This window comes from Aurantimonas marina (genome assembly GCF_017183135.1).
Classification (GTDB): domain Bacteria; phylum Pseudomonadota; class Alphaproteobacteria; order Rhizobiales; family Rhizobiaceae; genus Aurantimonas; species Aurantimonas marina.
In genome coordinates this window covers 1-25,064 of the sequence record NZ_JADDXW010000013.1, presented here as the reverse complement: position 1 = coordinate 25,064, position 25,064 = coordinate 1, and the positions used below count along the sequence as shown (strand labels likewise).

26 protein-coding genes and 1 pseudogene are annotated in these 25,064 nt (G+C 63.6%); 13 read left to right on the top strand and 14 right to left on the bottom strand.

From position 1 onward, the window contains the following. Positions 1–185 precede the first annotated feature (185 nt). The 8 genes from ING15_RS14490 to ING15_RS14455 all read right to left on the bottom strand — a co-directional run bounded on the left by ING15_RS14490 (position 186) and on the right by ING15_RS14455 (position 9,211). Positions 186–854 carry a cytochrome c oxidase assembly protein gene (locus tag ING15_RS14490; protein ID WP_206455548.1) on the bottom strand — a complete coding sequence of 223 codons (669 nt, stop codon included), beginning with the start codon at positions 852–854 and terminating at the stop codon, positions 186–188. A gap of 301 nt (positions 855–1,155) precedes the next feature. Beyond that, complete coding sequence (locus tag ING15_RS14485) at positions 1,156–1,506, bottom strand: c-type cytochrome (protein ID WP_332873838.1); 351 nt, start codon at positions 1,504–1,506, stop codon at positions 1,156–1,158. A gap of 464 nt (positions 1,507–1,970) precedes the next feature. Then, the gene (locus tag ING15_RS14480; RefSeq protein WP_206455546.1) at positions 1,971–2,588 is read right to left on the bottom strand and encodes a cytochrome c oxidase subunit 3; all 618 of its coding nucleotides are present in this window, start codon (positions 2,586–2,588) and stop codon (positions 1,971–1,973) included. Then, positions 2,581–4,542 (bottom strand): cytochrome c oxidase subunit I, encoded by a 1,962-nt coding sequence (ctaD, locus tag ING15_RS14475; protein WP_206455545.1) that lies wholly within the window; start codon positions 4,540–4,542, stop codon positions 2,581–2,583. Before ctaD ends, ING15_RS14480 begins: the two co-directional genes overlap by 8 nt. Next, positions 4,539–5,594 carry a cytochrome c oxidase subunit II gene (gene coxB / locus ING15_RS14470; RefSeq protein WP_232845781.1) on the bottom strand — a complete coding sequence of 352 codons (1,056 nt, stop codon included), beginning with the start codon at positions 5,592–5,594 and terminating at the stop codon, positions 4,539–4,541. Before coxB ends, ctaD begins: the two co-directional genes overlap by 4 nt. Next, positions 5,591–6,274, bottom strand: a complete 684-nt coding sequence (locus tag ING15_RS14465; RefSeq protein ID WP_206455544.1) for a c-type cytochrome — start codon at positions 6,272–6,274, stop codon at positions 5,591–5,593. The genes coxB and ING15_RS14465 overlap by 4 nt, the downstream gene beginning before the upstream one ends. A gap of 47 nt (positions 6,275–6,321) precedes the next feature. Further along, on the bottom strand, positions 6,322–7,128 hold the full coding sequence (locus ING15_RS14460; RefSeq protein WP_232845780.1) for a substrate-binding domain-containing protein: 807 nt from the start codon (positions 7,126–7,128) through the stop codon (positions 6,322–6,324). A gap of 1 nt (position 7,129) precedes the next feature. Further along, positions 7,130–9,211: a PQQ-dependent dehydrogenase, methanol/ethanol family gene (locus tag ING15_RS14455; RefSeq protein WP_408628700.1), complete on the bottom strand. Its 2,082-nt coding sequence runs from the start codon at positions 9,209–9,211 to the stop codon at positions 7,130–7,132. Between the two features lie 292 nt (positions 9,212–9,503). Here ING15_RS14455 and ING15_RS14450 point away from each other — a divergent pair, with 292 nt between their 5' ends. Continuing rightward, positions 9,504–9,713 carry a hypothetical protein gene (locus tag ING15_RS14450; protein WP_206455542.1) on the top strand — a complete coding sequence of 70 codons (210 nt, stop codon included), beginning with the start codon at positions 9,504–9,506 and terminating at the stop codon, positions 9,711–9,713. Positions 9,714–9,722: 9 nt separating this feature from the next. Here the strand turns inward: ING15_RS14450 and ING15_RS14445 are convergent, their stop codons facing one another. Continuing rightward, a complete protein-coding gene (locus tag ING15_RS14445) occupies positions 9,723–10,325 on the bottom strand; it encodes a Crp/Fnr family transcriptional regulator (RefSeq protein WP_232845779.1) in 603 nt (200 codons plus the stop codon). Between the two features lie 280 nt (positions 10,326–10,605). Here ING15_RS14445 and ING15_RS14440 point away from each other — a divergent pair, with 280 nt between their 5' ends. The 3 genes from ING15_RS14440 (at position 10,606) to ING15_RS14430 (ending at position 11,678) form a co-directional block, all read left to right on the top strand. Beyond that, on the top strand, positions 10,606–11,100 hold the full coding sequence (locus ING15_RS14440; protein WP_206455540.1) for a Crp/Fnr family transcriptional regulator: 495 nt from the start codon (positions 10,606–10,608) through the stop codon (positions 11,098–11,100). Between the two features lie 3 nt (positions 11,101–11,103). Next, entirely contained in the window at positions 11,104–11,334 is a 231-nt protein-coding gene (locus ING15_RS14435; RefSeq protein WP_206455539.1) for a helix-turn-helix domain-containing protein, read from the top strand. 92 nt (positions 11,335–11,426) lie between these two features. Next, the gene (locus ING15_RS14430; RefSeq protein WP_206455538.1) at positions 11,427–11,678 is read left to right on the top strand and encodes a hypothetical protein; all 252 of its coding nucleotides are present in this window, start codon (positions 11,427–11,429) and stop codon (positions 11,676–11,678) included. Between the two features lie 43 nt (positions 11,679–11,721). On the opposite strand, the gene ING15_RS14425 is transcribed toward ING15_RS14430, so the two are convergent. Next, positions 11,722–12,063 carry a hypothetical protein gene (locus ING15_RS14425; RefSeq protein WP_206455537.1) on the bottom strand — a complete coding sequence of 114 codons (342 nt, stop codon included), beginning with the start codon at positions 12,061–12,063 and terminating at the stop codon, positions 11,722–11,724. 442 nt (positions 12,064–12,505) lie between these two features. Between ING15_RS14425 and ING15_RS14420 the strand changes: the two genes are divergently transcribed. Continuing rightward, positions 12,506–12,694, top strand: a complete 189-nt coding sequence (locus ING15_RS14420) for a DUF3008 family protein (protein ID WP_206455536.1) — start codon at positions 12,506–12,508, stop codon at positions 12,692–12,694. A gap of 41 nt (positions 12,695–12,735) precedes the next feature. Here ING15_RS14420 and ING15_RS14415 read toward each other — a convergent pair. The 4 genes and pseudogenes from ING15_RS14415 to ING15_RS14395 all read right to left on the bottom strand — a co-directional run bounded on the left by ING15_RS14415 (position 12,736) and on the right by ING15_RS14395 (position 15,496). Beyond that, positions 12,736–13,046: pseudogene (locus ING15_RS14415) on the bottom strand (transposase). Positions 13,047–13,465: 419 nt separating this feature from the next. Beyond that, positions 13,466–13,915, bottom strand: coding sequence for a DUF3305 domain-containing protein (locus ING15_RS14405; RefSeq protein ID WP_210348907.1), 450 nt, complete (start codon positions 13,913–13,915; stop codon positions 13,466–13,468). A gap of 2 nt (positions 13,916–13,917) precedes the next feature. After that, positions 13,918–14,928, bottom strand: a complete 1,011-nt coding sequence (locus ING15_RS14400) for a DUF6352 family protein (RefSeq protein ID WP_206455532.1) — start codon at positions 14,926–14,928, stop codon at positions 13,918–13,920. A 22-nt stretch (positions 14,929–14,950) separates the two neighbouring features. Beyond that, positions 14,951–15,496, bottom strand: a complete 546-nt coding sequence (locus ING15_RS14395) for a DUF6505 family protein (protein WP_206455531.1) — start codon at positions 15,494–15,496, stop codon at positions 14,951–14,953. A 415-nt stretch (positions 15,497–15,911) separates the two neighbouring features. Here ING15_RS14395 and ING15_RS14390 point away from each other — a divergent pair, with 415 nt between their 5' ends. From ING15_RS14390 to ING15_RS14355, 8 genes are all read left to right on the top strand, one after another. Next, positions 15,912–17,642: a 4Fe-4S dicluster domain-containing protein gene (locus tag ING15_RS14390; RefSeq protein WP_206455530.1), complete on the top strand. Its 1,731-nt coding sequence runs from the start codon at positions 15,912–15,914 to the stop codon at positions 17,640–17,642. 91 nt (positions 17,643–17,733) lie between these two features. Beyond that, positions 17,734–18,414: a DUF3306 domain-containing protein gene (locus ING15_RS14385; protein ID WP_206455529.1), complete on the top strand. Its 681-nt coding sequence runs from the start codon at positions 17,734–17,736 to the stop codon at positions 18,412–18,414. Positions 18,415–18,523: 109 nt separating this feature from the next. Next, positions 18,524–19,168 carry a TorD/DmsD family molecular chaperone gene (locus tag ING15_RS14380; protein WP_206455528.1) on the top strand — a complete coding sequence of 215 codons (645 nt, stop codon included), beginning with the start codon at positions 18,524–18,526 and terminating at the stop codon, positions 19,166–19,168. 54 nt (positions 19,169–19,222) lie between these two features. Further along, positions 19,223–19,447: a twin-arginine translocation signal domain-containing protein gene (locus ING15_RS14375; RefSeq protein ID WP_206455527.1), complete on the top strand. Its 225-nt coding sequence runs from the start codon at positions 19,223–19,225 to the stop codon at positions 19,445–19,447. 7 nt (positions 19,448–19,454) lie between these two features. Then, complete coding sequence (locus tag ING15_RS14370) at positions 19,455–22,391, top strand: formate dehydrogenase subunit alpha (protein ID WP_206455526.1); 2,937 nt, start codon at positions 19,455–19,457, stop codon at positions 22,389–22,391. Positions 22,392–22,404: 13 nt separating this feature from the next. Next, the gene (gene fdh3B / locus ING15_RS14365; RefSeq protein WP_206455525.1) at positions 22,405–23,001 is read left to right on the top strand and encodes a formate dehydrogenase FDH3 subunit beta; all 597 of its coding nucleotides are present in this window, start codon (positions 22,405–22,407) and stop codon (positions 22,999–23,001) included. A gap of 10 nt (positions 23,002–23,011) precedes the next feature. Then, positions 23,012–24,076: a formate dehydrogenase subunit gamma gene (locus ING15_RS14360; protein WP_206455524.1), complete on the top strand. Its 1,065-nt coding sequence runs from the start codon at positions 23,012–23,014 to the stop codon at positions 24,074–24,076. A 5-nt stretch (positions 24,077–24,081) separates the two neighbouring features. Continuing rightward, positions 24,082–24,894, top strand: coding sequence for a hypothetical protein (locus tag ING15_RS14355; RefSeq protein WP_206455523.1), 813 nt, complete (start codon positions 24,082–24,084; stop codon positions 24,892–24,894). Positions 24,895–25,064 lie beyond the last annotated feature (170 nt).

Here is a 25,064-nt window from a genome sequence, read left to right as displayed (position 1 = left end):
CCGGGGCGGTTCACCGTTTCTTCTTAATTCGACGACCAGTTTTGCGCTAAATGTTCTCACGACGGCCATGGGGCAGGCGTTTTCCACCGCGCCGCTCACGATGGCCGCCGGGCCGGCCATCCGGAGTCGCCGAGACTGGCGCAAGTCAATGGAATGAGACCTTGAAGGCTTTTCTGGCGCAGGCGTTAGGTCGACGCTGTTTCCCGGTCGCCGATGAGTCTCCGCATCAGCACCAGACCCCCAACGAGATATGAAAATCCGCCGAAGACGGCCATCAATACCCCACCCAACTTCTGGTCCCGCAATGGATCGAGACCGAAGGCGCCGATGCATACATCTGGGGCATAAATTAGGTCGGGCGCAAGGGCGATCAGCACACCCAGCATCGTCATGTGCATGAAGGTGGCCAGGAGTGCGAAGGCCCCAATCGCGGCATTACCCCTGGCCCGGCCTGCGAAGCTGATCGCCCAGACCAAGAGAGCCCCCGTCAGAAAGCTCACTTGTTGGAATACGAAGACCCCTGTGTGACGCGCCGCGGCCTCATGTAGCGCAGGGGCATGCCAGACCGAAATCATGAACATGTCGAAGGCTGAGGCGGCGATCGCGGGTTTGATTCCCGGCCGGACCGTCTGTAGCCCCAAACCGATCCGAGATAATCCAATCGCGATGAGCGGCGCGGCGATAGAGACCGTCGCCAAATGCAGAATCATATGGAGCGAGAAGACGCGGCCGCTAAGTTCGGTGAGTGGACCCAGCCAGAGCCCGCACAAGAGCATTACGCCAAATATCAGCGGCCATGCACGGAAGCATCTGCTCCAACCGTCATTTCTCACAAAGGTAGACAGGATCTGCATCCCTCATCTTCACCATCGCTAAAACCTGAAAGAGGGCGGTTGGCCCGCCGCGATTCTCGGATCCACCCCCGCCCGGAAGGACTCGCCTGGCGCGGGCGTTCCAAAGTTTCGTGAACACGCAAAAACGCCTTGACACCATAATTTCAGCAGACCCAAAACCATGCTCTGAGCGAGAGTCGGGCTTCGCCGCCGGCCGACATCCGCGCCAATCTGCGCTTACCCGACTGGACGAGACCATCCATGGGGACCTCGCTCATGGAGTTGCGGAAGCACCGCTGGATTCCGATTGGCGGAGCCCTGGTTAATCGAGCTTGAACAGATAAGCAGCGATGTCCGCGGCCTCCCGTCGGCTCAATCCCATATCGGGCATAGCGTTGCCGGGAACGATGGCCTGGGGGTCACGGAGCCATTGCACCATATTAGCGGGCGTGTTGGGCAGCATTCCAGCTAGATAAATTCGCCGCCCCATATGGTCCAGCGGCGGCCCCACCAGACCGCGGGCATTCTCGATTCCGGGGATTTCATGACAGCTGCCGCAGCCATACCGCCCGATCAAAGTGGCGCCAACGTCAGCGTCACCGATTGCGGCCGCACGATTCTTAGCGCCGGAGTCCTGGCATGCGGCGAGCGTGACAACGACGCCCACGCTCACCGCCAACCGAACCGATCTCGTCAGTTTGCGCCGCATAGGCCCACCCAGAATATTCCGATCGTGTTGACACCGATCGCCACCGCGAACAGGACACTCGTCCCAAGCGCCCATCCCAAAAGAAAGCGCGTTGGCCCGTTTGTCCCCATTTCGTCATCGCCTGGGCTCGGCGCTCTTTCAGTCCGGCGCAGGCGGACCTGGGACAGTGACAGTGCCAGCAAGGCGAGCAGCAGCGCGCCGAGATTAATTCCGACAAGCGCAGGATACGCCCAGCCGTTACCCGAAGCAGCAAGCGGGGGGCCGTCCCCCGCGCCGCACGCGGAGCTCGCGATCGCCGAGCCCGCGAGCAATTGCAGTATCCATAGACCCGGAGCGGCGGCAAGCATGACCGCTGGCCCACCGCCGCCGGGATGTCGCCGTGCGGTATCCTCCTGGCCGATAGCTTCCAATTGCCGGTCAGTCATAGGTCACCTCAGATATGGCGTGACATAGAAGGTGAAGAACACCGCCAGCCAGACTACGTCGACAAAATGCCAGTAGACCGCTCCGATCGAGACCGGCGCTAGGCGTCGACGGTCGAAATAACCCATCACCGACCACAGCGTCAGAACACCGAGCATCAACAACCCCGCCGCGACATGGGCCATGTGGAAACCGGTTATCGTAAAATAAGTCGACCCATAGGAATGAGCGGCGAGGGAAAACGGCTTGTCGATCCACTCCTTGATCTGAATCCCCGTAAACACAGTGCCCAAGGAAAAGCCTACGGCCAACCCAATGACAAGTTGGGCTCGCGAACCCCTTTTGGCACCTCGCTCACCAAACCAGACCGCCACACTGCTGGCGATCAGGATCAACGTATTCGGGCCAGACAGCTTGAAAGAGGGCAACTCGTCCGGCAACCAGTTTCCGTCGGAGTTGGCGGCAAGATAGAAGTAGGTGAACAAAAGATAGGCGAACAGGAGCCCTTCGGTGAGAATCAAGGTCATCATGCCCCACCATCCAGACGCGCGATGCCCCACGCTGCCGACCGGCAGGGGCTTTGTGTCCGCTGTGCCGCCCGGGTCAAGAACGATCTCATTCATAGGTCGCTCCTGATGTCTGTCCAAGATCCGCCCGCGGCCATAGCCAGCTGACCGTACAGCCGATGACGGCGACACCGGCGGCCACCCCGACCCACCACCAGTGCAGAAGCAGGGCGGTGAATCCAACCGTCAGAGCGATGGTCACCAGAAATGGCCAAGGATCGTCCTCGGGCATCTTGAGGACGACATCGGGTCGCGCATCGATCACCGTGGTTCCGATGGTTTCCTTGCCGTCGTTGAGGGCCAGCCCCCGCTGTATGGAGGAGCGGCCGCTACCTTCGCCGAGACCCTCCTCCCACAGCGGATGACGGCTCTTAACCGACGGGATGACCGCAAAGTTGTAGGGGGGCGGTGGCGAGGATGTCGCCCACTCGAGCGACGGTGCATCCCAGGGATTAGGTCCTGCGACAGCGCCGCGGCGCCGGCTGACGGCCACATTAATCAGTAGCAGAAGTATACCGAGCGCGAGGATAAACGCCCCGGCCGTGGATATCATGTTGACTGTGGTCCAGCCGACGTCGGCGGGATAGGTGTAGACGCGCCGGGGCATGCCGAGGAGGCCGGTCCAGTGCATCGGGAGGAAGGCCAGATTGAAGCCGAAAAAGATCGTCCAGAATGTCCAGCGGCCCAGCCGCTCGTCCAGCAGGCGACCGGTCATCTTCGGGAACCAGTAGTGCAGCCCGCCGAGAACTCCGAATAGGTTGATGCCAATCAGTACGTAATGGATATGCGCCACCACGAAATAGGTATCGGTGAGTTGGAGGTCGGCGGGAACCGACGCCGTCATGACGCCCGAGACGCCGCCGATGACGAACATCGAGATGAACCCGGCGAAGTAGAGGAACGCGCTCCCAACCACGACGCGTCCGCTCCAGATCGTCGCAATCCAGGCGAACACGGCCACCGCGCTGGGGATGGTAATAATGAACGACGCGCCGCTGAAATAGCTGCTGGCCAGGAACGGAATTCCAGTCGCGAACATGTGGTGTGCCCAAACCCCGAAGCCCAGCGCCATTGTGGTGATGGTGGCGAGGATTACCAGCGGATAGGCGACGAGGGTCCGCCGGCAGAACACCGGCAGCCCCTCCGACACCATGCCCATCGCCGGGAGCACGATGATGTAGACCCAGGGATGCGCGAACAGCCAGAAGAGGTGCTGCCAGAGCAATGGCTTGCCGCCACCAGCGAGGTCGTAAAAATGGGTGCCGAACTGGCGATCCATCCAAAGCAGGAAGAAGGCCAGGCTGACCGCCGGCGTTGCCAAGAGGATGCCGACCGAGATGGTTGTGGTTCCCCAGATCATCACGGGTAGCCGGTGGATCGCCATGCCGGGAGCACGAGTGCGCATGACGGTAACGATGAAGTTCGCCGCTCCCACTGTCGTCGAAATCCCGAGGAAAATCATCCCGAGGGCGTAGAAATCCATGTTCAGCCCAGGATTGTACGGCCGAAGCGAATAGGGGGCATAGTTGAACCAGCCGTCGTTCGGCGCCGCCCCGACGAGAAAGCTCGCGTAAAGGAAAAGGCCCGAGGCGAGATAGATCCAGTACGAAAACGCGTTGAGTCGGGGGAACGCCATGTCGCGACTGCCGAGCAGCAGCGGAAAGAGATAGTTGCTGAAGCCGGACAGCACCGGCAACGCGTAGAGGAAGATCATCGTGATACCGTGCATCGAAAACAGCTGGTTATACGCTTCGGGGCCCAACCACCGCTGTTCGGGCTGCGCCAGCTGAACCCGCATGATCAAGGCCTCGATGCCCCCCGTCACCAGAAAGGCGAAGGCCGTCACGATGTAGCGAATGCCTATTTCCTTGTGATCGACGGTCGAAATCCAGCCCAAGAGGCCCGGCTTGGTTTCCCAGAGCGCCTGCAGCTTGCGCTCCAGTGCGGGGTTGACGGTCTCTGTCCTCGGCGCCTTCACGTAGGGTGCAACGGTCACGGCGGGTTCCTTCATTCGAGGGTCAGCAGATAGCTTCGAATGGCTGCAAGCTCGGGCCCCGAAAGTTCCAGTTTGGGCATTTTGCTTTTCGGCTTGATGTGTTGCGGGTCGGCGATCCAGCCAGAGAGGTCGCCCACCGTGTTCGGCAGCGTGACCGCCGCGATCGAGGTCCGGCTCATCAGATGCGTCAGGTCCGGCCCAAGGTCGCCGCCTGCCAGAGTGCCCCGAACTGCGTGACAGGCGCCGCAACGCAATCGGAACCGCTCCGCACCGGATCGTACCACCGTCTGTCCCTCGGGCGGGGTTTCTGCCGGCTTTAATTGCCCGTTCCACCACGCCGCGAACTGCGACGGCTCGTCGGCGAAGACCTTCAACGCCATCTTCGCGTGCTGGGCCCCGCAATATTCCCCGCACTGGCCGCGGTAAACGCCTGCATGGTCGGCCTGGAGCCATGTCGTGTTGACCTGACCGGGGATGAGATCCGTCTTGCCGCCGAGCGCGGGGACCCAGAATGAGTGGATCACGTCTTTGGTTCGGAGCTTTATGCGTACCGGCTCGCCGACGGGGATATGCAACTCATTGGCGGTCTCGAATTCGCGGAAGGGATTCTCCCTGTCCAGATAGCGTGCCTCCCACCACCATTGCTGCCCGGTGATTTCAATCGTGAAGCGGGGCTCCTCGGCAGGCTCCTCGATCGCCGCCATCACCGCCACAGTCCATACCGTCAGGCCGATGAGGATCGTGGTGGTAAGAGCGATTCCGAAATAGATCCATCCCAGTCCACCCGGCGATCGCGTGACCGGAAGAACCTCGCCTGGGCGAAAGGCAGGAAAGCTTCGTCGCCGAAGCGCTCCGAACAGGACGAGGATGCTGATGATGACCACGACGCCAATGGATAGGGCGAGCAGCCCCCACATCAGCGTGACGGTGACCTCCCCCTTCGGCCCGAACGAACGAAGGTAAGACATGGGCGTCTGCGCTGCGGCGCCCGCCGTCCCCCCCAGGACGCCCACTCCCGCCGCCAGGAACGCGCCGCGCCACCTCACCCTTTCGCCGCCGCCCATCATTTCGGTGGCGCCCCGGCGGCCGGCGACTCCAGCGAAGGCGCACCCTTGGTCTTCTCATAGGGCTTCTGACCGTAGCTGAAGGGTGTCTTGTATTCCCAAGGGTCGCTCGTCGACAGGTATTCCGCCGGAACCTGTTCGATTTTGAAGCCGTCGACCGAGGTGGTCTTGCCCCATTCCCCGGACGGCTCTTTGCTGATCTGTCCGATGTAGGCGACCAGATCCCAGATAACCTCATCTGGAAGCATGCCACCGAACGTCGGCATGCCATTCGGGCGACCCTGTAGAATGGTCAGGAAGATCTGTTCCGGTTTGTCTCCGTAAGTGAAGGACGCATTGCTCAACGACGGACCCATCCCTCCCGCTCCGTTGGCTGCGTGGCACCCGACGCAATTAAACTGGTTGAAGTAGAGCATTCCCCTTTCAACGGCGGCGGGATCGTTTTCGACGGGGCTGACATTGTCGGGCCCCGCCGCTACGTCGCCGGGGAACAGCTTCGTCACCGGGACCCGCGCGATTTCGCCGCTCCCTCCAAACCGGCCCAGATCCTGCTCGAGGGATGGAAGTTCCGCTTTTTCCTGCGCATGACCGCTATCGAGGCCGGCCAAGATTGCCAGCGCAACCCCGGCGAAAGTCTTGCCAGCGGGACACGCGGTCCACTTTCCCGTCTTTTGGGTCTCCATCCCAGCCTCCGTTCCACTCCCATGGGGACATGATGGCCTGTTGCTTGTCATAGCCGGGGCACACCATATTCATCGAGAATCGCTTCGATTTCGGGGCGTTTTCGTGAGATCACCTCGTTCAATTTGCTTTGCAAAGCTTGATCGTCCTTGCGGACACCCATGGCGATCGAGAACTGAAAGACGAAAGGCAGAAATGCCTCGGCTCCGGTGATCGGAGTGACCTTCAGTGGCGCGGCAGTCGTCTTCGCGAAATATCCAGCCAGTGGCCCCCAGACGATGGCCATGTCGATCTTCCCATCTACGACGTCCTTCAAGACGCGCAGGGGCGGCGAATCCTCGCGGTAGTCGCCATAGATCGGGTAGCCGACGACATTCTCGACGATACCCAGATCGCCGAGGACCTGCACCGCCGGGGTGTTCGCGCCATCGTCTCCAATCAAGTGCACCCCGATCTTCAGGTCGCGTAATTCCGGCGCCTGTAGCGAGCTGAATTCGTATCCCTTGTCGACGCGGCTAACGAGCACATAGGTGGAGCTGTAGTAGCTGCGGGTGAGGCCGATCATGTCGAGCGCCGGCACCCCCATAATGACGTCGCACGTTCCGGCCTTCAACGTATTGCGGATGAACCCACGCCGCTGCGCCCACCACTTATAAGAAACGGCCATGCCGATATCGTCGGCGACCAGCTCGGCCAGTTTGTTCTCGAATCCCTTGCCGTTGCGATCGGAAAAAGGAAGATTGTTAGGGTCGGCACAGACACGCAATGTTCCACTCCCCTCCTCCGCCGGCGACTGCGCAAAAGCTGGCGCAACAACTGCGGCGAAGGCCGTGAGGCAGCAGACGATATCGCGCAAGCTAGTCCGCGGGCGCATTGAATTCCTCCCCTACGGGACCCTTGGGGTTCTCGCTGCGCGGTGCGACGCTTGGTGGTGCATCGGCAGACGCCGGGCCGCTGACCGCCTCCGCCAATCCGGTGTCGGTGTCGTCCGACTTGTCAGGTGACGCGTTCGGCGACGCACCGCTGGCTTCCTTGGTTTCGGAACCAGGTGCCGATTCGGCTGCTTTCGCGGCTGGATCGGCGCCGCCGGACTTCCGCCCGGCCGCCGCACCCGGTTGCTCCGGCAGCGCGAACACCAAGAGCGTGCTGCCGCCGGTCGTGTAAGCTGGTAGATCCTGGGTCGCTCCCACAAAGCCCAGTGCCCCGTTGCGTACCCGCGGATCGATCTCCGCCACCGCGAGCGCACCGGCCCAGCCGCCGACGCCGGATAGGATCGCGACGTATTGCCGTCCATCCGACCCCTGGTATGTAGAGGGCTGACCGATGAAGCCCGAAGGAGCGCGGAACTTCCACAGCACTTCGCCGGTCTTGGCGTTCACGGCCTTAAACCAGCGATCCATCGTGCCGTAGAACGCGATATCACCGGCCGTGACTGTAGTGCCGGACCACACGGGAAACTTTTCCTGGATCGCCCACACCTTCTTCTGCTTGACAGGATCCCAGGCCATGAACTCGCCCCTGTATCCGTCCCCTGGCCCGGCATACATGTCCGCAGTAGCGCCGAGATACGGCGTGCCAGCGATATAGCCGACCTCGGACATTTTCAGGTTCGCGCAAAGATGCTGGTGCGGAACGTAGAGCAACTGCGTCCGCGGCGACCAGGCGGTCGGCTGCCAATCTTTGGCTCCCGGCGGCGCCGGGCAGACGTCCTGCACCAGCCGACCGACCGATGGCTTTTTTTCCTCGTTCGGAATGATCCGGCCGGTAGCAAGGTCGACGCCCTTGTAGGCCGTCACCGTGTCGAACGGCTCGGCCGAGATCAGCTTCCCGTTGGTCCGGTCGAGAAGGTACATGTAACCGGTTCGGCCCGGTCGTAGCGCCACCTTACGAGGTTTGCCGTCAATCTCCAGGTCGAGCAGCAGGATTTCGTTGACGCCATCGTGGTCCCACAGATCGTGCGGTGAGGTCTGATAGGCCCATTTCGCCATGCCGGTATCCGGATCGCGTGCGAAGATCGTCGTCGTCCAGAGATTGTCTCCCTCACGCTGATTGGAGTTCCATGGGCCGGGATTGCCGGTTCCGTAGAAAATCAGGTCGAGCTCCGGATCGTAGGAAATCCAGCCCCACGCCGTACCGCCGCCGATGCGCCAGCGATCGGCAGGCCAGGTCTTGATGCCGAGATCTTTTCCTCTCATCCAGTCGTACGGCGCCTGAAAATCGTCGCCAATCAGAACGTCCGCGTCGGAGCCGGTGTGGTAGGCGCGCCAAATTATTTCGCCGGTGTTCTCGTCGAGCGCCGTCAGCCACCCGCGAACGCCCATCTCGCCGCCACTATTGCCGACGAGAACCTTCCCCTTCACGACCAGGGGGGCCATCGTCATCGTCTGGCCCTGATTGATCTCCCCGAGCTTCCTGTGCCATACTTCCTTGCCGGTCTTGGCATCGACCGCTACCGTGTTGTTGTCCAACGTGTTATAGAAAATCCGTCCGTTGCTGTAGGCTGCGCCGCGATTGACGACGTCGCAGCAAGCTACCCCTTGAGCCGCCTTCTGCGTTGGCGGCGAATAGGTCCATTTGAGATCGCCGGTGGTCGCGTCTAGGGCAAAGAGGTTGTTGGGAAACGGGCCAACGATATAAAGGGTGCCGTCGACAACCAGCGGGATCGATTCCTGCCCTCGATTGACGCCGTTGGAAAACGACCAGGCCAATTGCAACTGATCGACATTCTCCGTATCAATCTGGTCAAGTTCGCTGTAGCGGGTGCTCGCATAGTTCTTGGCGGGCATCACCCATTGCGCCGGATCCTGGCTCAGCGTCTGCAGATTGTCTCCCTTTTCCTGCGCGACTGCTCCCTGTCCGTGAACGGCCATCAGCATGGCCAACAGGATCTGCGGGCGCGCCTTGCGAACCCGGCAAATCCCCGCTTCCATCTTCACCATGAGGTCCCGGCGTCGCAATGGGTCAAATCGTGCCCAAGAAGTCATTGCGTTCTCTTTCCCGTCGGCTTCGAGTCATTCGATGAGTGAGAGCCTTCGAGATTAGGTGCGATTGAGCGGGCGTCCATAACCTTTGCAAGGGTTACGTATTAAAATTCGTTGGCTGGCACCGAATCTTGGATGGGAGCCCCCAGCTATGCCTCTTTGGATCCAAACGCCGGTTCTCTAGCACTTAAATACAATGAGGCGCCGCTCGCGCGATGTTCCTTCGCGGTAAAGGGTGAGGGAGAAAATCATGTCAAAGATAATGCGGGAGGCCATCGAAGAGGCGGTGGTTCGGATCAAGTCGAATGGGACCGTGCTCGACGTGAACAGGCTGGCTCAGCGACTCGTCTCCGCCCAGGGAGGAGCCGGCAGGTGGATCCAGGAAGAGGTCGCGCTCGAGTTGGTCAGGGTAGCATCGCGTCCTCAGGTTGCGATGGAATTCCATGGACCCGCGGTCTGACCCCATACGTTATCCGCGGAATGGGCCGAGGAGCCGCTCATACTCGGCCTCACTGGTTCCGTAGGAATTGCCGGCGAGGCCCTTGAGAGCCTCACGATCCAGAATCGTGATCCGGCCCCGTTCCGCCTTGATGATCTTCGCGCCTTCCAGCATGTGCGTGGCAAGTGTCACGCTCGACCGCCGCACCGCCAGCATGACGCCGAGGAACTCATGGGTCAGCGGTATTTCGTTGCTATCGACGCGATCCTGGCACATCAGCAGCCAGCGGGCGAGGCGCGCCTCGATGTCATAGCCGGCGTTCGACAAGGCCGTCTGGGCGGCCTGAACAGTTAGAATATGCAACCAGGGCAATAGCTGCACCCGTATGGCGGGGCGGGCCGCGACCAGCGCCAGCAGAGCTGCGGCATCGATCCGCATGCCGCTGCCCGCGACCTGGACGAAAACCTCATGCGGGACTCTGTCGACCCCGATGAGAATGGATCCATCGGTCATCCCCTCGCGCCCGATAATTCCGATTTCCACGCGACGATGGTCTTCCGTCGACGCCACGATCGAAACGATGCCGGATTCCGGAAAAACGATCGCCTCGATGCGCTCGTTGGGCTGGATCAAGACATCTCCGCGTCCCAGCTCGATCGGCTCAAGCAGAGCCGTGATCGCTGCCAGATCATCAGGATGCAACTGACGAAGCAACCGATTTCGCGGGTTGGAAAAAGGAACGTCCGACATCGCCGCCACCAAATCTGGGGCGGAAGCGTCTGCGCTCACAGCCGCGCGAGCCCGAACCGTCCATCGCGCGATTCCTGATCTCTACGCCTGGCTTCCGCTGATTGCCAAAGGTCATCTCTGATTGGTGCGGTAGCTGACTACTGGTCTCACAGGGCTTTTCGCGATGCCGGCCAAGCGACAAGCCAGATTTATGATAGATGCTTTCCTCAGGACGCTCCAGCAGGCGGGGCCGCTTACACAGGCGAGCGAACGGGCGCTTCGAGAAGCCTTCGCATCTGTCATCGAGGTGCACCGGCATGGAGCCATCCCGCGGGAGGGCGACCCGACTTCGCTCATTACCACTATGGTCGAAGGCATGGCATTCGGCTACAAGACCGTGCCGAGCGGCCAGCGCCAGATCCTCAGCATCGTGATGCCTGGCGACATCTGCGATCTGTCATCCATCTTTTTTCCTCAGCTCGATTACGACATCGAGGCCGCCATGGACTGCGAGATCGCGGTTGCGAAGCGCCAGACCGTCATAGACGCCATCGCGGCTCACCCCGATATCGGCCGGGCTCTCTGGTGGGTCTCTCAAGCTGGGGAAGCCATTTCCCGAGAATGGATCGTCAATCTCGGTCGCCGGCCCGCCCATCAGCGCATCGCACATTTTCTCTGAGAAATGTTTCTGCCGACCCGCTCAACCGTTGTGGCCGATGCCAGCTCGCGGGTTTTGCCGCTGACACAGGAAAACATCGCCGATGTTGCCGGCCTCACGGTCGTGCATGTCAACCGGGTGCTCCAGGATTTGCGAGTAGCGGGCATCATCAGCTTTCAGCAAAGGATCCTCACCGTTCACGACTGGGCAAGGCTGTGCGCGAGGGCAGAGTTCGATCCGGCCTATCGGCGCTAGAGGCAACCGGAGGATTCACACAATCTTGTTGAATGAAACCTCCTCCCAACTCGTATCTGGGTGTCATCGAAGATCGGCGATGGGAGTTCGTCTTGCAGCAGGATCTTACCTTCCAATCGGTGCGGGTCGGAATTGGCCGGGAGGCTGCCGATGGTCGCCTGGTCTTTTTTAAGGGCATGCTTCTCGCGGTGCTGGTGCGCCTTTGCGGAGCGCATTACGGGGCAATGGAGTCCCGCTGGTTCCTCGAGGCCGGCTTCGGACCTTGCGCCGAGATCCACCCTCTTCCCTTCGAAACACTCGAGGACGCTGGCCTCTGGATCGGCGAGGTCGGTGGTTCCGGCTGAAGAGACGGGGGCTGCACATAGCCGGCCAAGGAAATAATCGGCGTCAATGCCCTCCATCGGTCAACCCAATCCCGGCGGAAACGTTGGCTCCCGGATGAGTTTGGTTAACGCTTCTTCGGGCGTCGAAAAGCATCGAACGATTGGGAGGTGAAAAAAATTGAACGCTGACATCATCGATTTCCGGCGGCAATCGGCGGAGGCGAACCCGGTCACCATCGTGGAAATGTCCAGAATTTCCTCGTTTTCTATCCCGGATAGAACCGTGAAGACAGTCGACGAAACCGGGAAAATCCGTGAGATCGCTGTTCGGGATGGCTTCTTCAGGCGCGCCATTCCATCGGTAGGCGATTATCTCATTCGATATCGGGACGGCCTTGTCTCTCATGCGCCGCCTCAAAAGTTGCGGGAGGGCGGGTATGTGCCCTTGAGTGGGCCGGACCTGGACTTTCGATCCGCGCCCACGCGTCGCCCCGCGCCCCTACAAGAACGAACGCGGTGGCAGCTATAAATTCAGCGGGCGCGAGTCCGTCCTTGTTGATGCGTCGAACGGCCTCCTTGAGGCCGCGCCATAGGCAACATTTTGATCCGTTCTTCACTTAGCAGTGCGTTGGCGGGCGACGGAGTTCGGATCGAGAGGGGCAAGCCGCGTAAAATGGAAAATGCTCTCCAACAAAGCGGGACAAGTCCAACCCCTGCTGCGAAACCTTGGGAGGCTACCGGTCATCTGTGCCAATTGCGCAATACCTTTCCTCGGGCTTGTGCAACCAATTCCAGCGGCATTTCGTTTTTGAATTTTGTCGACGAAACGACGATCCGGAGAAATTCCCATGCCCGCCAAGTCGAAAGCTCAACAGAAAGCCGCCGGGGCCGCGCTCGCGGCAAAACGCGGGGATCAGAAAGCCTCGGACCTCAAAGGGCCATCAGAATCCATGTACAACTCGATGAGCGAAGGAGAACTCGAGGACATGGCGGCAACGAAACGTAAAGGGAAGCCAGACCATGCCTCCGACGGGTAGGTCATGGGGCTCCGCGCCGCACCAGACGGCATCACGCACCATTAGCGAATGATTTCCGCAGTTGCGTTATAGTGTTGCGGCCCTCTCTTCGGCTCCAGAAAGACCGCCCCCGAGACAGCTTGGCCGGACATCGGCAGATAGCCCGCCTCGCTGATCGCCCGGTCGAGACGTGCAAACACGGTGTCGAGCGCATCGGCGGCGATCAAGGCTTCCCGGAAATCCCACAGGGTGTTGGCGTCCGGGACCGCATCGCCTGGTCCCAGCCCGCAGAACCGCATCCAGCTCAACGGTCCTTCACGAGGAACTCGGTCTGTTCCAGGGACAGCCCGTTCAGCGCCTGGAGAACCAGCATCCTGAATTTGAGAACCGGATCGAAGGGCGGCCTGCCACCCCTGCTGCGATCGCCCCGAGGAACCGCTTTCGCCAGGTCCGCCCGGAACATCTCGAAATCGACCGTGACGGAGAGCTTCTCCAATGGATCGCCGTGACGCGAGAGTTGCGACAAACGATCCTGGACATCCCAAAACCCGACCTGTCCCGCCGTCCGACCCCTCCCGAAAGCGCGAGGTCAGTGAATCACGTCAGCGCGAAATTTCGCGGCGGACCACACCTCCTTCTGGGGCTGCAAGGTCGGCCGAACGGCGGGAGGGGGATCCAATGAGACCTTCTTCCCAGATGCTCTGATGACCGCCTTAGCCAGCCGGTTTGGCCCTTAGCCGCCGAAGCACCAGGTTCGATGGCCAAGGAGGATCGACTGCGTCCAGCGTGAGCTTACTGGCGCTTGCGCTTGGTGAAGACGCGTTCGACGTGGTGGACCTGTACGAACTCGGTGAGCCGTTCGACGATCTCCGGCGGCATCGGCGCGATCTCGACAATGAGGTCGCCGATCTCGGTAAGGGATTCGCCCTCGGCCGGATCGGCGGTCACCGAGATGAGCCGGATGCCCGGATCCTCGTCGGTGAGGGCCAGGGTCACCCAGAGGCAGGGGCTGCCCGAGGTCAGATTGTCGCGATAATTGCCGGTCTCGACCCGGTGGAATTCGACCGAACGCGCGCCGGCGTAAAGCAGCACCGCCTCGCCGTCGCGGCCGAGGACATGCCCGGGCTCGGTGCCGATCGCCTCGGGGATGATCGCCACGATGCGCCAGGCATGGTCGACCCAAGGGCTCTTCGACGGCCGCCGCTCGACCACGACCCCGACGCGGAAGGTCGGCGCGTCCATGCTCACGCCGCCTCCCCGGGCGAGCGCAACGGCAGGCCGACAATGAGGTTCTGCGGCTTCAGCCGCACGACGCCGTCCTTCGGCTTGGCGAGGAACAGCCAGACCGGCCGGGCGCCGATGGCTGGTAGCGCCTCGGCCGGATCGGCGAAGGTCAGGGCGAAGATGCCGATGATCTTCTCCAGATCGGCAGGCGCCACCATATCGCCGCGCCAGACCTGATTGCCGATCCGGCTGGCCTCCGCGTCGAGCCCGACGAACCAGGCCCAGTCATCGTCGTCCACCCGCGCAACCGGCTGGACCTTGACGCGCACCCCGAGCAGATGCGCGATCCAGCGCTCGATCGCCTCGGCGAGGCCGGCCCGCGCCGTCGGGCCCGAGGCGAAGCTCAGCACGAGTTCGAAAGCCTCGTCGCGGTGGAAATAGGAAGCGGCGTTTTCGGCATCGAGCACGTCGAGTTCGGTCACCGCCGGGTCGGCGAACATCGCCAGGAGCGGCGAGGCATGCCGATCCTGCTCCTGCATCTCGACGATCTCGGCGTCGGCCAGGAGCAGCGCGCCGTCATGGACGCTGGCCCGCTGCGGCCGGAAGAACAGCTCGGCTGAGCGCAGGACGAACGGGTCCGCGCAGCCATCCAGCGCGTTGCGCAGGACGACCTGCGCCAGCTGGTTCACGAACAGATGCGGCGTGCCGGACATGTCGCCGCGCACCAGCGTCAGATAGGCCGCTTCCAGCGTCGGCGCGGCCATGAGCCTGTCGCGGAAGGCCAGCATCACCTGCCAGTTCTCGCGCGCATCCGCTTCGTCGAGCCCGGCGATTTCCGCCTCGCTGACCGGACGGCGCGGATCGGCCAGCAGGCTGGCATGTAGGGCCAGCTCGGCGGCGCAGGCCTCGGGCGGCGGCACCAGTTCGGGCCGGGCGAAATAGGCCTTCAGGAATTCGTCGGTCAGCACCAGATGGCCTGATGCGTTGCGGTCGAGAAGCTGATGGCCGCAGGACACCCAGAACTCGCTCATCTCGTCTCTCCAGCGTCCGGGTTCATGGCTGCGTCTTGCCGAGGGTGCGGATGTCCACATGCTCGGCATAGGCATCGTCGTCCTCGTCGATCTCGACAAAGCCGAAGGCGCGGGAATGATCGACGGCGCCCTCGCGCCTATGCAGCGTGCGGAAGCGCTCGCGGACATCGCCGTCCTCCACGCTGCGCTGTATCGCCAGCATGGTGTTCACCGGGTGATCGCAGAGCGAGGCGGCGAAGGCCACCTCCTCTTGCGCGGCCGGCCGGGCGGTGGCGACATTGGGCGCGCCGAGATGGGTCACGAGCTGGCGGGCCAGATCCTCCACCATTGCGTCGCGTTCGGCCTCGCTGGCTTCGGTGACGACGGCCAGGGTCGACCAGCCGAAGCTCGTGACACCCAGGAGCCCGGAGCGAAACGCCTGCCGGTCCTTGCCCTCGAAGGCCGCTACGTCACGGTTCCAGAAGCGGAATGTGCCGCTGACGGCCCATTCGCCGGGCTCTGCCGCCTCGGCAAAGACGAAGGCGTCAGACGGGTCCATGCGGATCGTGCGCGGCAGTTTCAAAGCCATGGGACCCCCACTGCGAGGCGGCGCCAAGACAGCGTCGTCAGAGCCACGCCAGGCGGTCGGCGCTGCCCATCGCGCATCGGATCGTTGCTGTCCAGCCACGGCGTCGCCCCCTCTCCACGCGGATCGCGGAGCGCGCACGCGCACGCGCACGCGCTGAAGCGCCGCACACGGATCGGTGCGCTGGCGCCGCGTCCGGTGACGGAACGGCGGCTGGACGCAGCCTTGCCGCACCCATGCAGCGACGCGGGACAACAAGACGGCAGCGGATCAAGCGCGGCGGCCGATGGCGACGACATGAAAAAACCACGTAATCCTATTGACTTGCACCAGTCTAAAATCGTTCTACGCCGACGGCGGGCGGTTAGACAACCGGCTGCTTTTGAATGCCGTACATGCCCGAAGGATTGCGTTTATCGTGACCGATACGCCAACCAATACCGGCCCCCGCGACACAGCCGAAGCGGCGCTTGCCGCCATGCCGCCGGCGCAGCCGCCGCTGCTGACCCTGGTCAGCGACGGCACCATCCTGATCTGCGGCGACGGCGCGGCTGCGATCGATGCGGGCGTGCGGCTGGCAGCAACACTGAACGTGACGGTACTCCTCGACGATGACGGTCGGACGCCGATTCCGGCTGATCTGCCGTTTCCGGTGGCGCGGGGCCGGATTGCCAGCGCCTCGGGGCATTTCGGCGCCTATCAGGCGGTGGTCGACGGCTACGTGCCGCCGGAGGGGATGGCCCCGCCCCGTGATGGGGCGGTGTCGCGTTGCGACGTGATCCTCGATCTCGCGGCCCGGCCGCCGCTGTTTCCCGCCCATGCGGCGCGCGACGGCTATCTGAGGGCCGATGTCGCCGACCCGGTCGCCCTCGATATGGCGGTCGCCGAAGCCTCCGAGTTCGTCGGCGAGTTCGAGAAGCCGCAATATATCGCCTTCCGCAAGGAACTCTGCGCGCATTCGCGCTCGTCGATCACCGGCTGCACCCGCTGCCTCGACGCCTGTGCCATGCAGGCGATCGAGCCGGCCGGCGAACATGTGACCATCGACCCCTATGTCTGCGCCGGTTGCGGCAATTGCGCCGCGGTCTGCCCGACCGGCGCCGCCTCCTACACGCTCCCGACGGTCGACATGCAGCTCGACCGGCTGCGCACGCTCCTGACCAGCTACCGGGCCGCGGGCGGTCGTGACCCGGTCGTTCTGTTCCATGACGGCTATGTCGGGCAGCCGCTGCTCGACACCATCGGACCGGCGCTGCCGGCCCATGTGCTGCCGATCGCGGTGAATGAGATCAAACAGATCGGGCTGGAGAGCCTTGCCGCGGCCTTTGCCTACGGAGCGGCGAGCATCGGCATCCTGGCGCGACGGGCGCCGAGGAATGGCATTGCCACCCTCGCCGGGACCGTCGAACTGGCTGCCGCCTTCGCCACGGTGCTGGGTTATGGCGAGGATTGCTGCCGGATCCTGCGTGCCGATACGCCAGGCGAGATGCTGGCCGAACTGGCGGCGCTGCCGCTGGGCCATACCGCACCGGCGCCGGCCAGCTTCGCCCCGGTCGGCAGCAAGCGGGAACTTCTGGAAGTCAGCCTGCGGATGTTGCATCGGGTCGCTCCGACGCCAGTGGAGCGCGTGGCGCTTGTCAAGGGCGCTCCCTTCGGCAAGGTTCACGTGGAAACGGAGGGCTGTACCCTTTGTCATGCCTGCGTGACCGCTTGCCCGACCGGTGCCCTGGCGGCGAGCGAGGACCGGCCACTGCTCAGCTTCTCCCACGGGGCCTGCGTCCAGTGCGGCCTGTGCGAAGCGACCTGCCCGGAACATGTGATCACGCTCACGCCCGAACTCGACTTTGCCGCCTGGAACGCGCCGCGCCAGATCCTCAAGGAAGAAGAGCCCTTCTGCTGCATCCGCTGCGCCAAGCCGTTCGGCACCCGGAGCACGATCGAGCGGATCATTGCCAAGCTGGAAGACAAGCACTGGATGTTTGCCGGCGAGAATGCCCGCCGTCTCGATGCAATCCGCATGTGCGAGGATTGCCGGGTGGCAGCCGCGCTGAACGAGGGGATCGATCCCTATGCCGGCAAGGTCCGGCCGAAGCCGCGTCTCGCCGAGGATCATGCACTGCCGACCGGTTTCGACGGCCAGACTCATTGACCCGCGCCGCCCGCTCGACCCACGGCGTCATGCGGCTAGTTCTTCTTGCAGCAGATCATGACGCAACGTCCCAAATGCAAAGGCGACAGGCTTGAGCAACGACTTCCTCTCCCGCTGGTCGCGGCGCAAGCGCGAGGTCGCAGAGGCGGACAGGCCTCTCGAACCTGATGCGGCTCGCCCGGCCGGAACGTCCGGCTCATGCGGCGCGACAGCGACGCCGGACGACGATGGCGCGCTCCCTCCATCCGCCGATGCGCCGATGACGCCGGAGGAACTGGCGGCGCTCCCCGATCCAGACGACCTGACCGCCACGTCCGACGTCACCGCCTTCCTGCGCAAGGGCGTTCCCGCGTCGCTGCGCAATCGCGCCATGCGGCGGCTTTGGTCGCTGGACCCCGCCATTCGCGACTATGTGGGCGATGCGCGGGACTACGCCTGGGACTGGAACGTGCCCGGGGGGGTACCAGTCTCGGGACCACTGTCCGCCACGACTGACGTCGCGCAGATGGTCCGGGACATCTTCGGCCGGGAGCAGCCGGCTGCTGCAGAGACCAGCGAACCGATGGTCACGACCGGGGACGAAGCCAACGCCGACGCGGCACCCGCCGAGGCGGTTGCGGCACCGCCGGAGGAGCCGGCTTCTCACCTCGCCGAGACGACCAGCACCGCAGACCGCGAAGTCGCCGACAGGCCAGCGGAATCGGCGCCGGATACCCCGGAATGGGCCTCGCAACGCCAGCCGCCGCGACATGGCGGCGCACTGCCGGTTTAGGTAGCCGTCCACGGTTTAGAACCGTTCGAAAGAGCTTGCAGAAACCCCGGAACCATCTAGGTTCTCGTTCTATATCAACGGGTAATGATACACCCATGAAAGCGCCGAGATGACCGAAAGGCCTACCGCATCCAGCCTTAGCGGCGCTGCCTCGCCGGATTCGGCACCGTCGCGCGTGGCGCTCGATCCGGTCGATGCATTCCGCGTCCAGCATTACGGCCTGCTGACCGTTCTCACGGCTCGGGCGCCCAGGGCCGAGACGCTAGCGCTGGTCGCGGAATTGTCCGGCGATTCGACTCCGCTCGGACGCAGTCACACGGCGCTTGCGGAGGCTGCGCGCCGGGCCGATCCGGCGCGTCTGGAGCGCGAGTATTTCAACCTCTTCATCGGCGTCGGTCGCGGCGAACTGGTGCCCTACGGCTCCTATTACCTGACCGGATTCCTGCGCGAGAAGCCGCTGGCCCGCCTGCGGCAGGACCTCGCGCGGCTCGGCATCGAACGCGCCGAAAACCTTGTCGAACTCGAGGATCATGTCGGGGTTCTCTGCGAGATCATGGCCGGGCTGATCGGCGGACGCTTCGCGGCTTCGGAGAGCGCAACCCGAAACTTCTTCGCCCGACATTTGGCGCCATGGATGGACCGCTTCTTTGCGGATCTCGAAATGGCCCCATCAGCAGATTTTTATCGGTGTGTCGGTCGTGTCGGCCGCAGCTTCATGACAATCGAGGCCGACTCGCAGGCGCTGGTCGCATGAGACTGCTGAGAGACGATCGCGGCCCGCGCGCCGGCGCGGAAATGGGAGACGACCATGGCCAAAGACAAGCCTGATCTCAATCGACGCGCCTTCCTTCGCAAGGCCACGGGTGTGGCCGGCGCCGCGACGGCCGCAGCCGTGACGGCGCCGGCCTTCGTCGATGAGGCCGAGGCCTACGATCCCGGGACCGACGAGACGCGGCCTAAATATCAGCCCGACAGCCCGGACGTGCAGGCGTTCTACCGGACTAACGGCTACGAAACGCTGCAGGACAAGTGAGGCGGTGATGCTCACCAAACGCAAGGCCGGTCAACCCGGCCAGTTCTGCTCATCCGTCTCGGCCGGTCGCCCCGCCGGGCTCGACCGCCGCACCTTCCTGAAGCAGTCGGGACTGGCCGTCGGCGGTCTCGCCGCCTTCGGTGCCACGATGCCGGGTGCCGTGCAGAAGGCTGCGGCCGTCATTGCGCCGATGCCCGGCGTGCCGATCGAGATCAAGAAGAACATCTGCACCCATTGTTCCGTGGGCTGCACGGTCACGGCCGAGGTGCAAAACGGCGTCTGGACCGGTCAGGAGCCTAGCTGGGCCAGCCCGATCAATCGCGGCACCCACTGCGCCAAGGGCGCGGCCATCCGCGAGATCGTGCATGGCGACCGGCGGCTGAAATATCCGCTGAAGCTCGTCGACGGCGAGTGGCAGCGACTTTCCTGGCAGCAGGCGATCGACGAGATCGGCGACAAGATGCTGGAGATTCGCGAGAGCTCCGGCGCCGACGCCATGTATCTCCTCGGCTCGGCCAAGTTCACCAACGAGGGCGCCTATCTGTTCCGCAAGTTCGGCGCTTTCTGGGGCACCAACTCGGTCGATCACCAGGCTCGCATCTGCCATTCCACCACCGTGGCGGGTGTCGCCAATACCTGGGGCTACGGCGCCCAGACCAATTCCTACAACGATATCCGCAACGCCAAGACCATGATCATCATGGGCGGTAATCCGGCTGAGGCCCATCCGGTCGCCATGCAGCACGTGCTGGCCGGCAAGGAGTTGAACCGCGCCAATCTGATCGTCATCGATCCGCGCTTCACCCGCACCGCCGCCCACGGCACCGAATATCTGCGGCTGCGCGCCGGAACCGACATTCCGGTCATCTGGGGGATTCTCTGGCACGTCTTCGAGAATGGCTGGGAGGACAAGGAGTTCATCCGCACCCGCGTCTACGGTATGGAAGAGGTCCGCAAGGAAGTCGCCAGATGGACGCCGGAGGAGGTCGAGCGCGTCTCGGGCGTGTCCGGCGAACAGCTGAAGCACGTTGCTTACCTGTTCTCACAGGAACGGCCGTCGACGCTGATCTGGTGCATGGGCGCCACCCAGCACACGGTCGGCACGGCCAATGTGCGGGCCTACTGCACGCTGTGCCTGGCCACCGGCAATGTCGGCAAGCCCGGCACCGGCGCCAATATTTTCCGTGGCCACACCAATGTGCAGGGTGCGACCGATCTCGGCCTCGATGTCACCTCGCTGCCGCTCTATTACGGCCTGACCGAAGGCGGCTGGAAGCATTGGTCGCGGGTCTGGGAAGTCGAATATGAGTGGCTGCAGAGCCGCTTCGACGAAGTCCCGGCGAAGGGCGGGCGCGAGCCGCGCACCCGCAAGGAAAACATGGAGACGCCGGGGATCACCTCGACACGGTGGTTCGACGCGGTCAGCCTGCCGCCGGAGGAGATCGACCAGCGCTCGCCCTTGCGCGGCATGTTCATCATGGGCCATGGCGGCAACACCGTCACCCGCATGCCGGAAATGCTGCAGGCGCTTGAGAAGCTGGAACTGCTGGTGGTCGCTGATCCCCATGCCACCACTTTCGGCGCCATCAAGGGCCGTCGCAACGGCACCTATCTCCTGCCCATCGCCACCTCGCTGGAGACCGAGGGTTCGCGCACCGCGTCGAACAGGTCGCTGCAATGGGGCGAGCAGATCGTCGAACCCGCCTTCGAGTCCCGCGACGACTACGCGGTGATCCACGACTTCGCGGTCAAGCTCGGCTTCGCCGACCCGATGTTCAAGAACATCGCGGTGGAGAACAGCAAGGTCTCGGCGGAGGACATCCTGCGGGAGATCAATCGCGGCGGCTTCTCCACCGGCTATTGCGGCCAGTCGCCGGAACGGCTGAAGGCGCATATGCGTCATCAGGACAAGTTCGACCTGATCAGCCTGCGCGCCCCGGCCGACGCGCCGGAAGTCGGCGGCGAATATTATGGCCTGCCCTGGCCGTGCTGGGGCACGCCTGAGATGAAGCATCCGGGCTCGCCGATCCTCTACCGCACCGACATTCCGGTGTGGGAAGGCGGCGGCACTTTCCGGGCGCGCTTCGGCGTCGAGCGGAACGGTGAGACGCTGCTGGCCGAGGATTCCTATTCCGAGGGCTCCTGGCTCACGGACGGTTACCCCGAGTTCAATTACGGCATCCTGCGCAAGCTCGGCTGGGATGCCGATCTGCGGCCGGAGGAGCTGGCGACGATCCAGCGGGTCGGCGGCGACAAGGTCGACGCGGTCAGCTGGGCGACGGATCTGTCGGGCGGCATCCAGCGCGTCTGCATGGACCACGGCGTCATGCATTACGGCAACGGCAAGGCCCGGGTGGTCGCCTGGAACCTGCCCGATCCGGTCCCCGTGCACCGCGAGCCGATCTACACGCCGCGGCCCGATCTGGTCGAGATGTACCCGACCCGACCCGACGAGCGGCAGTTCCGCATTCCGAATATCGGCTATTCCGTGCAGCAGGCCGCAATCGAGCGGAACGTTGCCGCGAACTTCCCGATCGTCCTGACCTCGGGCCGCCTCGTGGAATACGAGGGCGGTGGCGAAGAAACCCGCTCCAACCGCTGGCTGGCGGAGCTGCAACAAGAGATGTTTGTCGAAATCAATCCGGCCGACGCCTCGGCCCGCGGCGTCGAGGACGGGCAGTATGTCTGGGTCTCGGGCACCGAGAACGACGCAAGGACGCGGGTGAAGGCGCTGGTCACCGAGCGGGTCGCGCCCGGGGTCGCCTTCATGCCATTCCACTTCTCGGGCCGGTACCAGGGAGAGGACTTGCGTCCATACTATCCGGCGGGCACCGACCCGATCGTGCTCGGCGAATCCGTCAACACCATCACGACTTACGGTTTCGACCCGGTCACCGGCATGCAGGAGACCAAGGTCGTGCTGTGCCAGATCGCGGCGGCATAAGGGGAGCGAGATAATGGCGCGGCTTAAATTTCTCTGCGACTCCGATCGCTGCATCGAGTGCAATGCCTGCGTGACGGCGTGCAAGAACGAGCACGACGTGCCTTGGGGCATCAACCGGCGGCGCGTGGTGACGCTGAACGACGGCAAGCCGGGCGAGCGCTCCGTGTCGATGGCCTGCATGCACTGCACCGACGCCCCCTGTGCGGCGGTGTGCCCGGTGGACTGCTTTTTCACCACCGAGGACGGCGTGGTGCTGCATTCCAAGGATCTGTGCATCGGCTGCGGCTACTGTTTCTACGCCTGCCCGTTCGGCGCCCCGCAATATCCGCGGGTCGGCAATTTCGGCTCGCGTGGCAAGATGGACAAGTGCACCTATTGCGCCGGCGGTCCCGAAGCCGACAACTCTGAGGCGGAATACGCCAAATACGGCAAGAACCGCATTGCCGAGGGCAAGCTGCCGATGTGCGCCGAGATGTGCTCGACCAAGTCGCTGCTGGCCGGCGACGGCGACATCATCGCGACGATCTACAAGGAGCGGGTCGCCAAGCGCGGCTACGGTACCGGCGCCTGGGGCTGGCAGACGGCCTATGGCGAAACGATCGGAGCCTGAGGTGACGAGGATGACCAGGCTTCGAACCTTCCTCGCCGCCGGCGGTCTGGCGCTCGCCATGCTGGCGACGCCCGTCCTCGCCCAGCAAGGCGACGACAATCTCGCGCCCCAGAGCGAAGTGGCCCCGACCGACGGCGTGCGGACGGATCCCAGCGGCCAGAACCCCACCGCCGAGGCGCCGACCGAGCAACAGCTCCTGAACGCGCTGCAGGGTGGCCAGATCGACGGCCGGGTCAGCATCCCGGACAGCAAGGCCGCGGTGCTGGAGCAGCCGGAAGGCCGCGACTACCGGAGCTTTCGCGAGGGCTGGCTGCCGTGGATCGGCGCCATTGCCATCATCGGCATGATCGTCGCCCTCGCCGCCTTCTACTTCTCGCGCGGCCGCATCATGCTCGAGGACAGCCCGGAGGTCGAGCGCAAGCTCTTGCGTTTCAGCTTCTTTGAGCGGCTGAACCACTGGATGACCGCCACCGCGTTCATCCTCTTGGCGATCACGGGCCTCAACTATGTCTTCGGCAAGCGTCTGCTGTTCCCACTCATCGGTCCGGAAGCCTTTTCGACTTGGAGCCAGTGGGCCAAGTACGTCCACAATTTCGTCTCGTGGGCGTTCATGGTCGGCCTCGTCTTGATGATTTTCGTCTGGATCAAGGACAATCTTCCGAGCCGGACCGATATTCGCTGGATCCGGGAGTTCGGTGGCTTCGTCGGCGACAAGCATCCGCCAGCGCATCGCTTCAACGCCGGTCAGAAAATGATCTTCTGGTCGGTCACGCTAGGCGGCCTCGCCCTGTCGATCAGTGGTCTCCTGATGCTCTTCCCCTTCTCGGTGCTGAACGTCGAGGGCATGCAGATTGCGCAGTATGTCCACGCCACGGTGGGCATGGTGCTGATCGCCATTATCATCGCCCATATCTATATCGGCTCCCTCGGTATGGAGGGCGCCTACGACGCCATGGGCAGCGGCGAGGTCGATCTGGCCTGGGCCCGGGCCCATCACAGTCTCTGGGTCGATGAGGAACAGGCCAGGACCGCGAAGGGACCGCAGCCAATCCCGCAGACCCATCCGGCGGAGTGAGGACCATGCGTACCAGCCTATTCGCACTTTTCGCCTTCACGACGCTCGCGACGGCGACCCACGCCCAATCGGCACGGGAACCGACCCCCGGCGCCCCGCAGGCGCCGGCGATAATCGAGGCACCGCAAGGCGCAGGCACTCCACCCCCCGCGACGGATGCGGCGCCTGCCGCGAACGCTGAGACCGGCACTGAGGCTGCGGCCTCGCCCGGCCCGGCCAATCTCTGCACTGAGCTGGTGGCGTTCCTGACCCCGGCTCCGGAAGAAGACGTTACGGTCGTCAATGACCAGTCGGCAGGCCAGCCTTCTGCCGGCAATCAGGCTCCGGCGGCGCAGGCTGACCGCCCACAGGCTACGGCCGCAGGCGGTCCGGCCTCGGAACAGCCGCAGCAGCAGGCGACAAGCAGCGGCGAATCGGCAGCCGAGAACGAGCAACAGGCGGCGGGCGTGCCCGACGGCAACGAGGCGGGTTCGGCCCAGGAAGCGTCCAACCAGGCGGGTGCCGCGGTTGAGGCGCCCAGCGACGCCAATGCGCCCGCCCCCAACGCCGGTAATGCGGACAACGCCCCCCAGACCTCCGGTCTGAGCGCCCCGATCCCCCAGACGCCCGAAGCCACCAAGAAGCAGCCGGACATGACGCTGGCCGAAGCCGAGGCGCTGGCCGAGGCCAACGACATCGCAGGCTGTCATACCGCGGCGCGGAAGATGCGTCGCGAGGGCGTCGACATGCCCCCAGCGCTTATGGCTCTTGCGGCGCTCGACCTGCAACATCAGCAGAACGCGGCGGACCGTGCGCCGGCGGCGGGAGAACCGCGTTGAAGGCAATTCTCTTCGGTTTCGCGATCGTCGCCGTGATCGGTGCGATCGCCGCGCTGGTCCTCCCCATGGGGCAGGTTCCCGCCTTCCAGGCCTACGCCACCGATAGCGTTAGGGTCGGCAATCCCGGCGAGAACCTGATTGGCCCCGATTGGGATGAGGCAGCCGAGGAC

What these genes read in the sequence shown, in the direction of transcription:
- ING15_RS14370 (WP_206455526.1), top strand. Translation starts at nt 19,455, where the DNA reads ATGCTCACCAAACGCAAGGCCGGTCAACCCGGCCAGTTCTGCTCATCC.
- ING15_RS14360 (WP_206455524.1), top strand. Translation starts at nt 23,012, where the DNA reads ATGACCAGGCTTCGAACCTTCCTCGCCGCCGGCGGTCTGGCGCTCGCC.
- ING15_RS14455 (WP_408628700.1), bottom strand. Translation starts at nt 9,211, where the DNA reads ATGGTGAAGATGGAAGCGGGGATTTGCCGGGTTCGCAAGGCGCGCCCG.
- ING15_RS14405 (WP_210348907.1), bottom strand. Translation starts at nt 13,915, where the DNA reads ATGGACGCGCCGACCTTCCGCGTCGGGGTCGTGGTCGAGCGGCGGCCG.
- coxB (WP_232845781.1), bottom strand. Translation starts at nt 5,594, where the DNA reads ATGATGGGCGGCGGCGAAAGGGTGAGGTGGCGCGGCGCGTTCCTGGCG.
- ING15_RS14450 (WP_206455542.1), top strand. Translation starts at nt 9,504, where the DNA reads ATGTCAAAGATAATGCGGGAGGCCATCGAAGAGGCGGTGGTTCGGATC.
- ING15_RS14435 (WP_206455539.1), top strand. Translation starts at nt 11,104, where the DNA reads ATGTTTCTGCCGACCCGCTCAACCGTTGTGGCCGATGCCAGCTCGCGG.
- ctaD (WP_206455545.1), bottom strand. Translation starts at nt 4,542, where the DNA reads ATGAAGGAACCCGCCGTGACCGTTGCACCCTACGTGAAGGCGCCGAGG.
- ING15_RS14380 (WP_206455528.1), top strand. Translation starts at nt 18,524, where the DNA reads ATGACCGAAAGGCCTACCGCATCCAGCCTTAGCGGCGCTGCCTCGCCG.
- fdh3B (WP_206455525.1), top strand. Translation starts at nt 22,405, where the DNA reads ATGGCGCGGCTTAAATTTCTCTGCGACTCCGATCGCTGCATCGAGTGC.
- ING15_RS14465 (WP_206455544.1), bottom strand. Translation starts at nt 6,274, where the DNA reads ATGGAGACCCAAAAGACGGGAAAGTGGACCGCGTGTCCCGCTGGCAAG.
- ING15_RS14425 (WP_206455537.1), bottom strand. Translation starts at nt 12,063, where the DNA reads ATGAGAGACAAGGCCGTCCCGATATCGAATGAGATAATCGCCTACCGA.
- ING15_RS14490 (WP_206455548.1), bottom strand. Translation starts at nt 854, where the DNA reads ATGCAGATCCTGTCTACCTTTGTGAGAAATGACGGTTGGAGCAGATGC.
- ING15_RS14480 (WP_206455546.1), bottom strand. Translation starts at nt 2,588, where the DNA reads ATGAATGAGATCGTTCTTGACCCGGGCGGCACAGCGGACACAAAGCCC.
- ING15_RS14355 (WP_206455523.1), top strand. Translation starts at nt 24,082, where the DNA reads ATGCGTACCAGCCTATTCGCACTTTTCGCCTTCACGACGCTCGCGACG.
- ING15_RS14375 (WP_206455527.1), top strand. Translation starts at nt 19,223, where the DNA reads ATGGCCAAAGACAAGCCTGATCTCAATCGACGCGCCTTCCTTCGCAAG.
- ING15_RS14395 (WP_206455531.1), bottom strand. Translation starts at nt 15,496, where the DNA reads ATGGCTTTGAAACTGCCGCGCACGATCCGCATGGACCCGTCTGACGCC.
- ING15_RS14420 (WP_206455536.1), top strand. Translation starts at nt 12,506, where the DNA reads ATGCCCGCCAAGTCGAAAGCTCAACAGAAAGCCGCCGGGGCCGCGCTC.
- ING15_RS14440 (WP_206455540.1), top strand. Translation starts at nt 10,606, where the DNA reads ATGCCGGCCAAGCGACAAGCCAGATTTATGATAGATGCTTTCCTCAGG.
- ING15_RS14400 (WP_206455532.1), bottom strand. Translation starts at nt 14,928, where the DNA reads ATGAGCGAGTTCTGGGTGTCCTGCGGCCATCAGCTTCTCGACCGCAAC.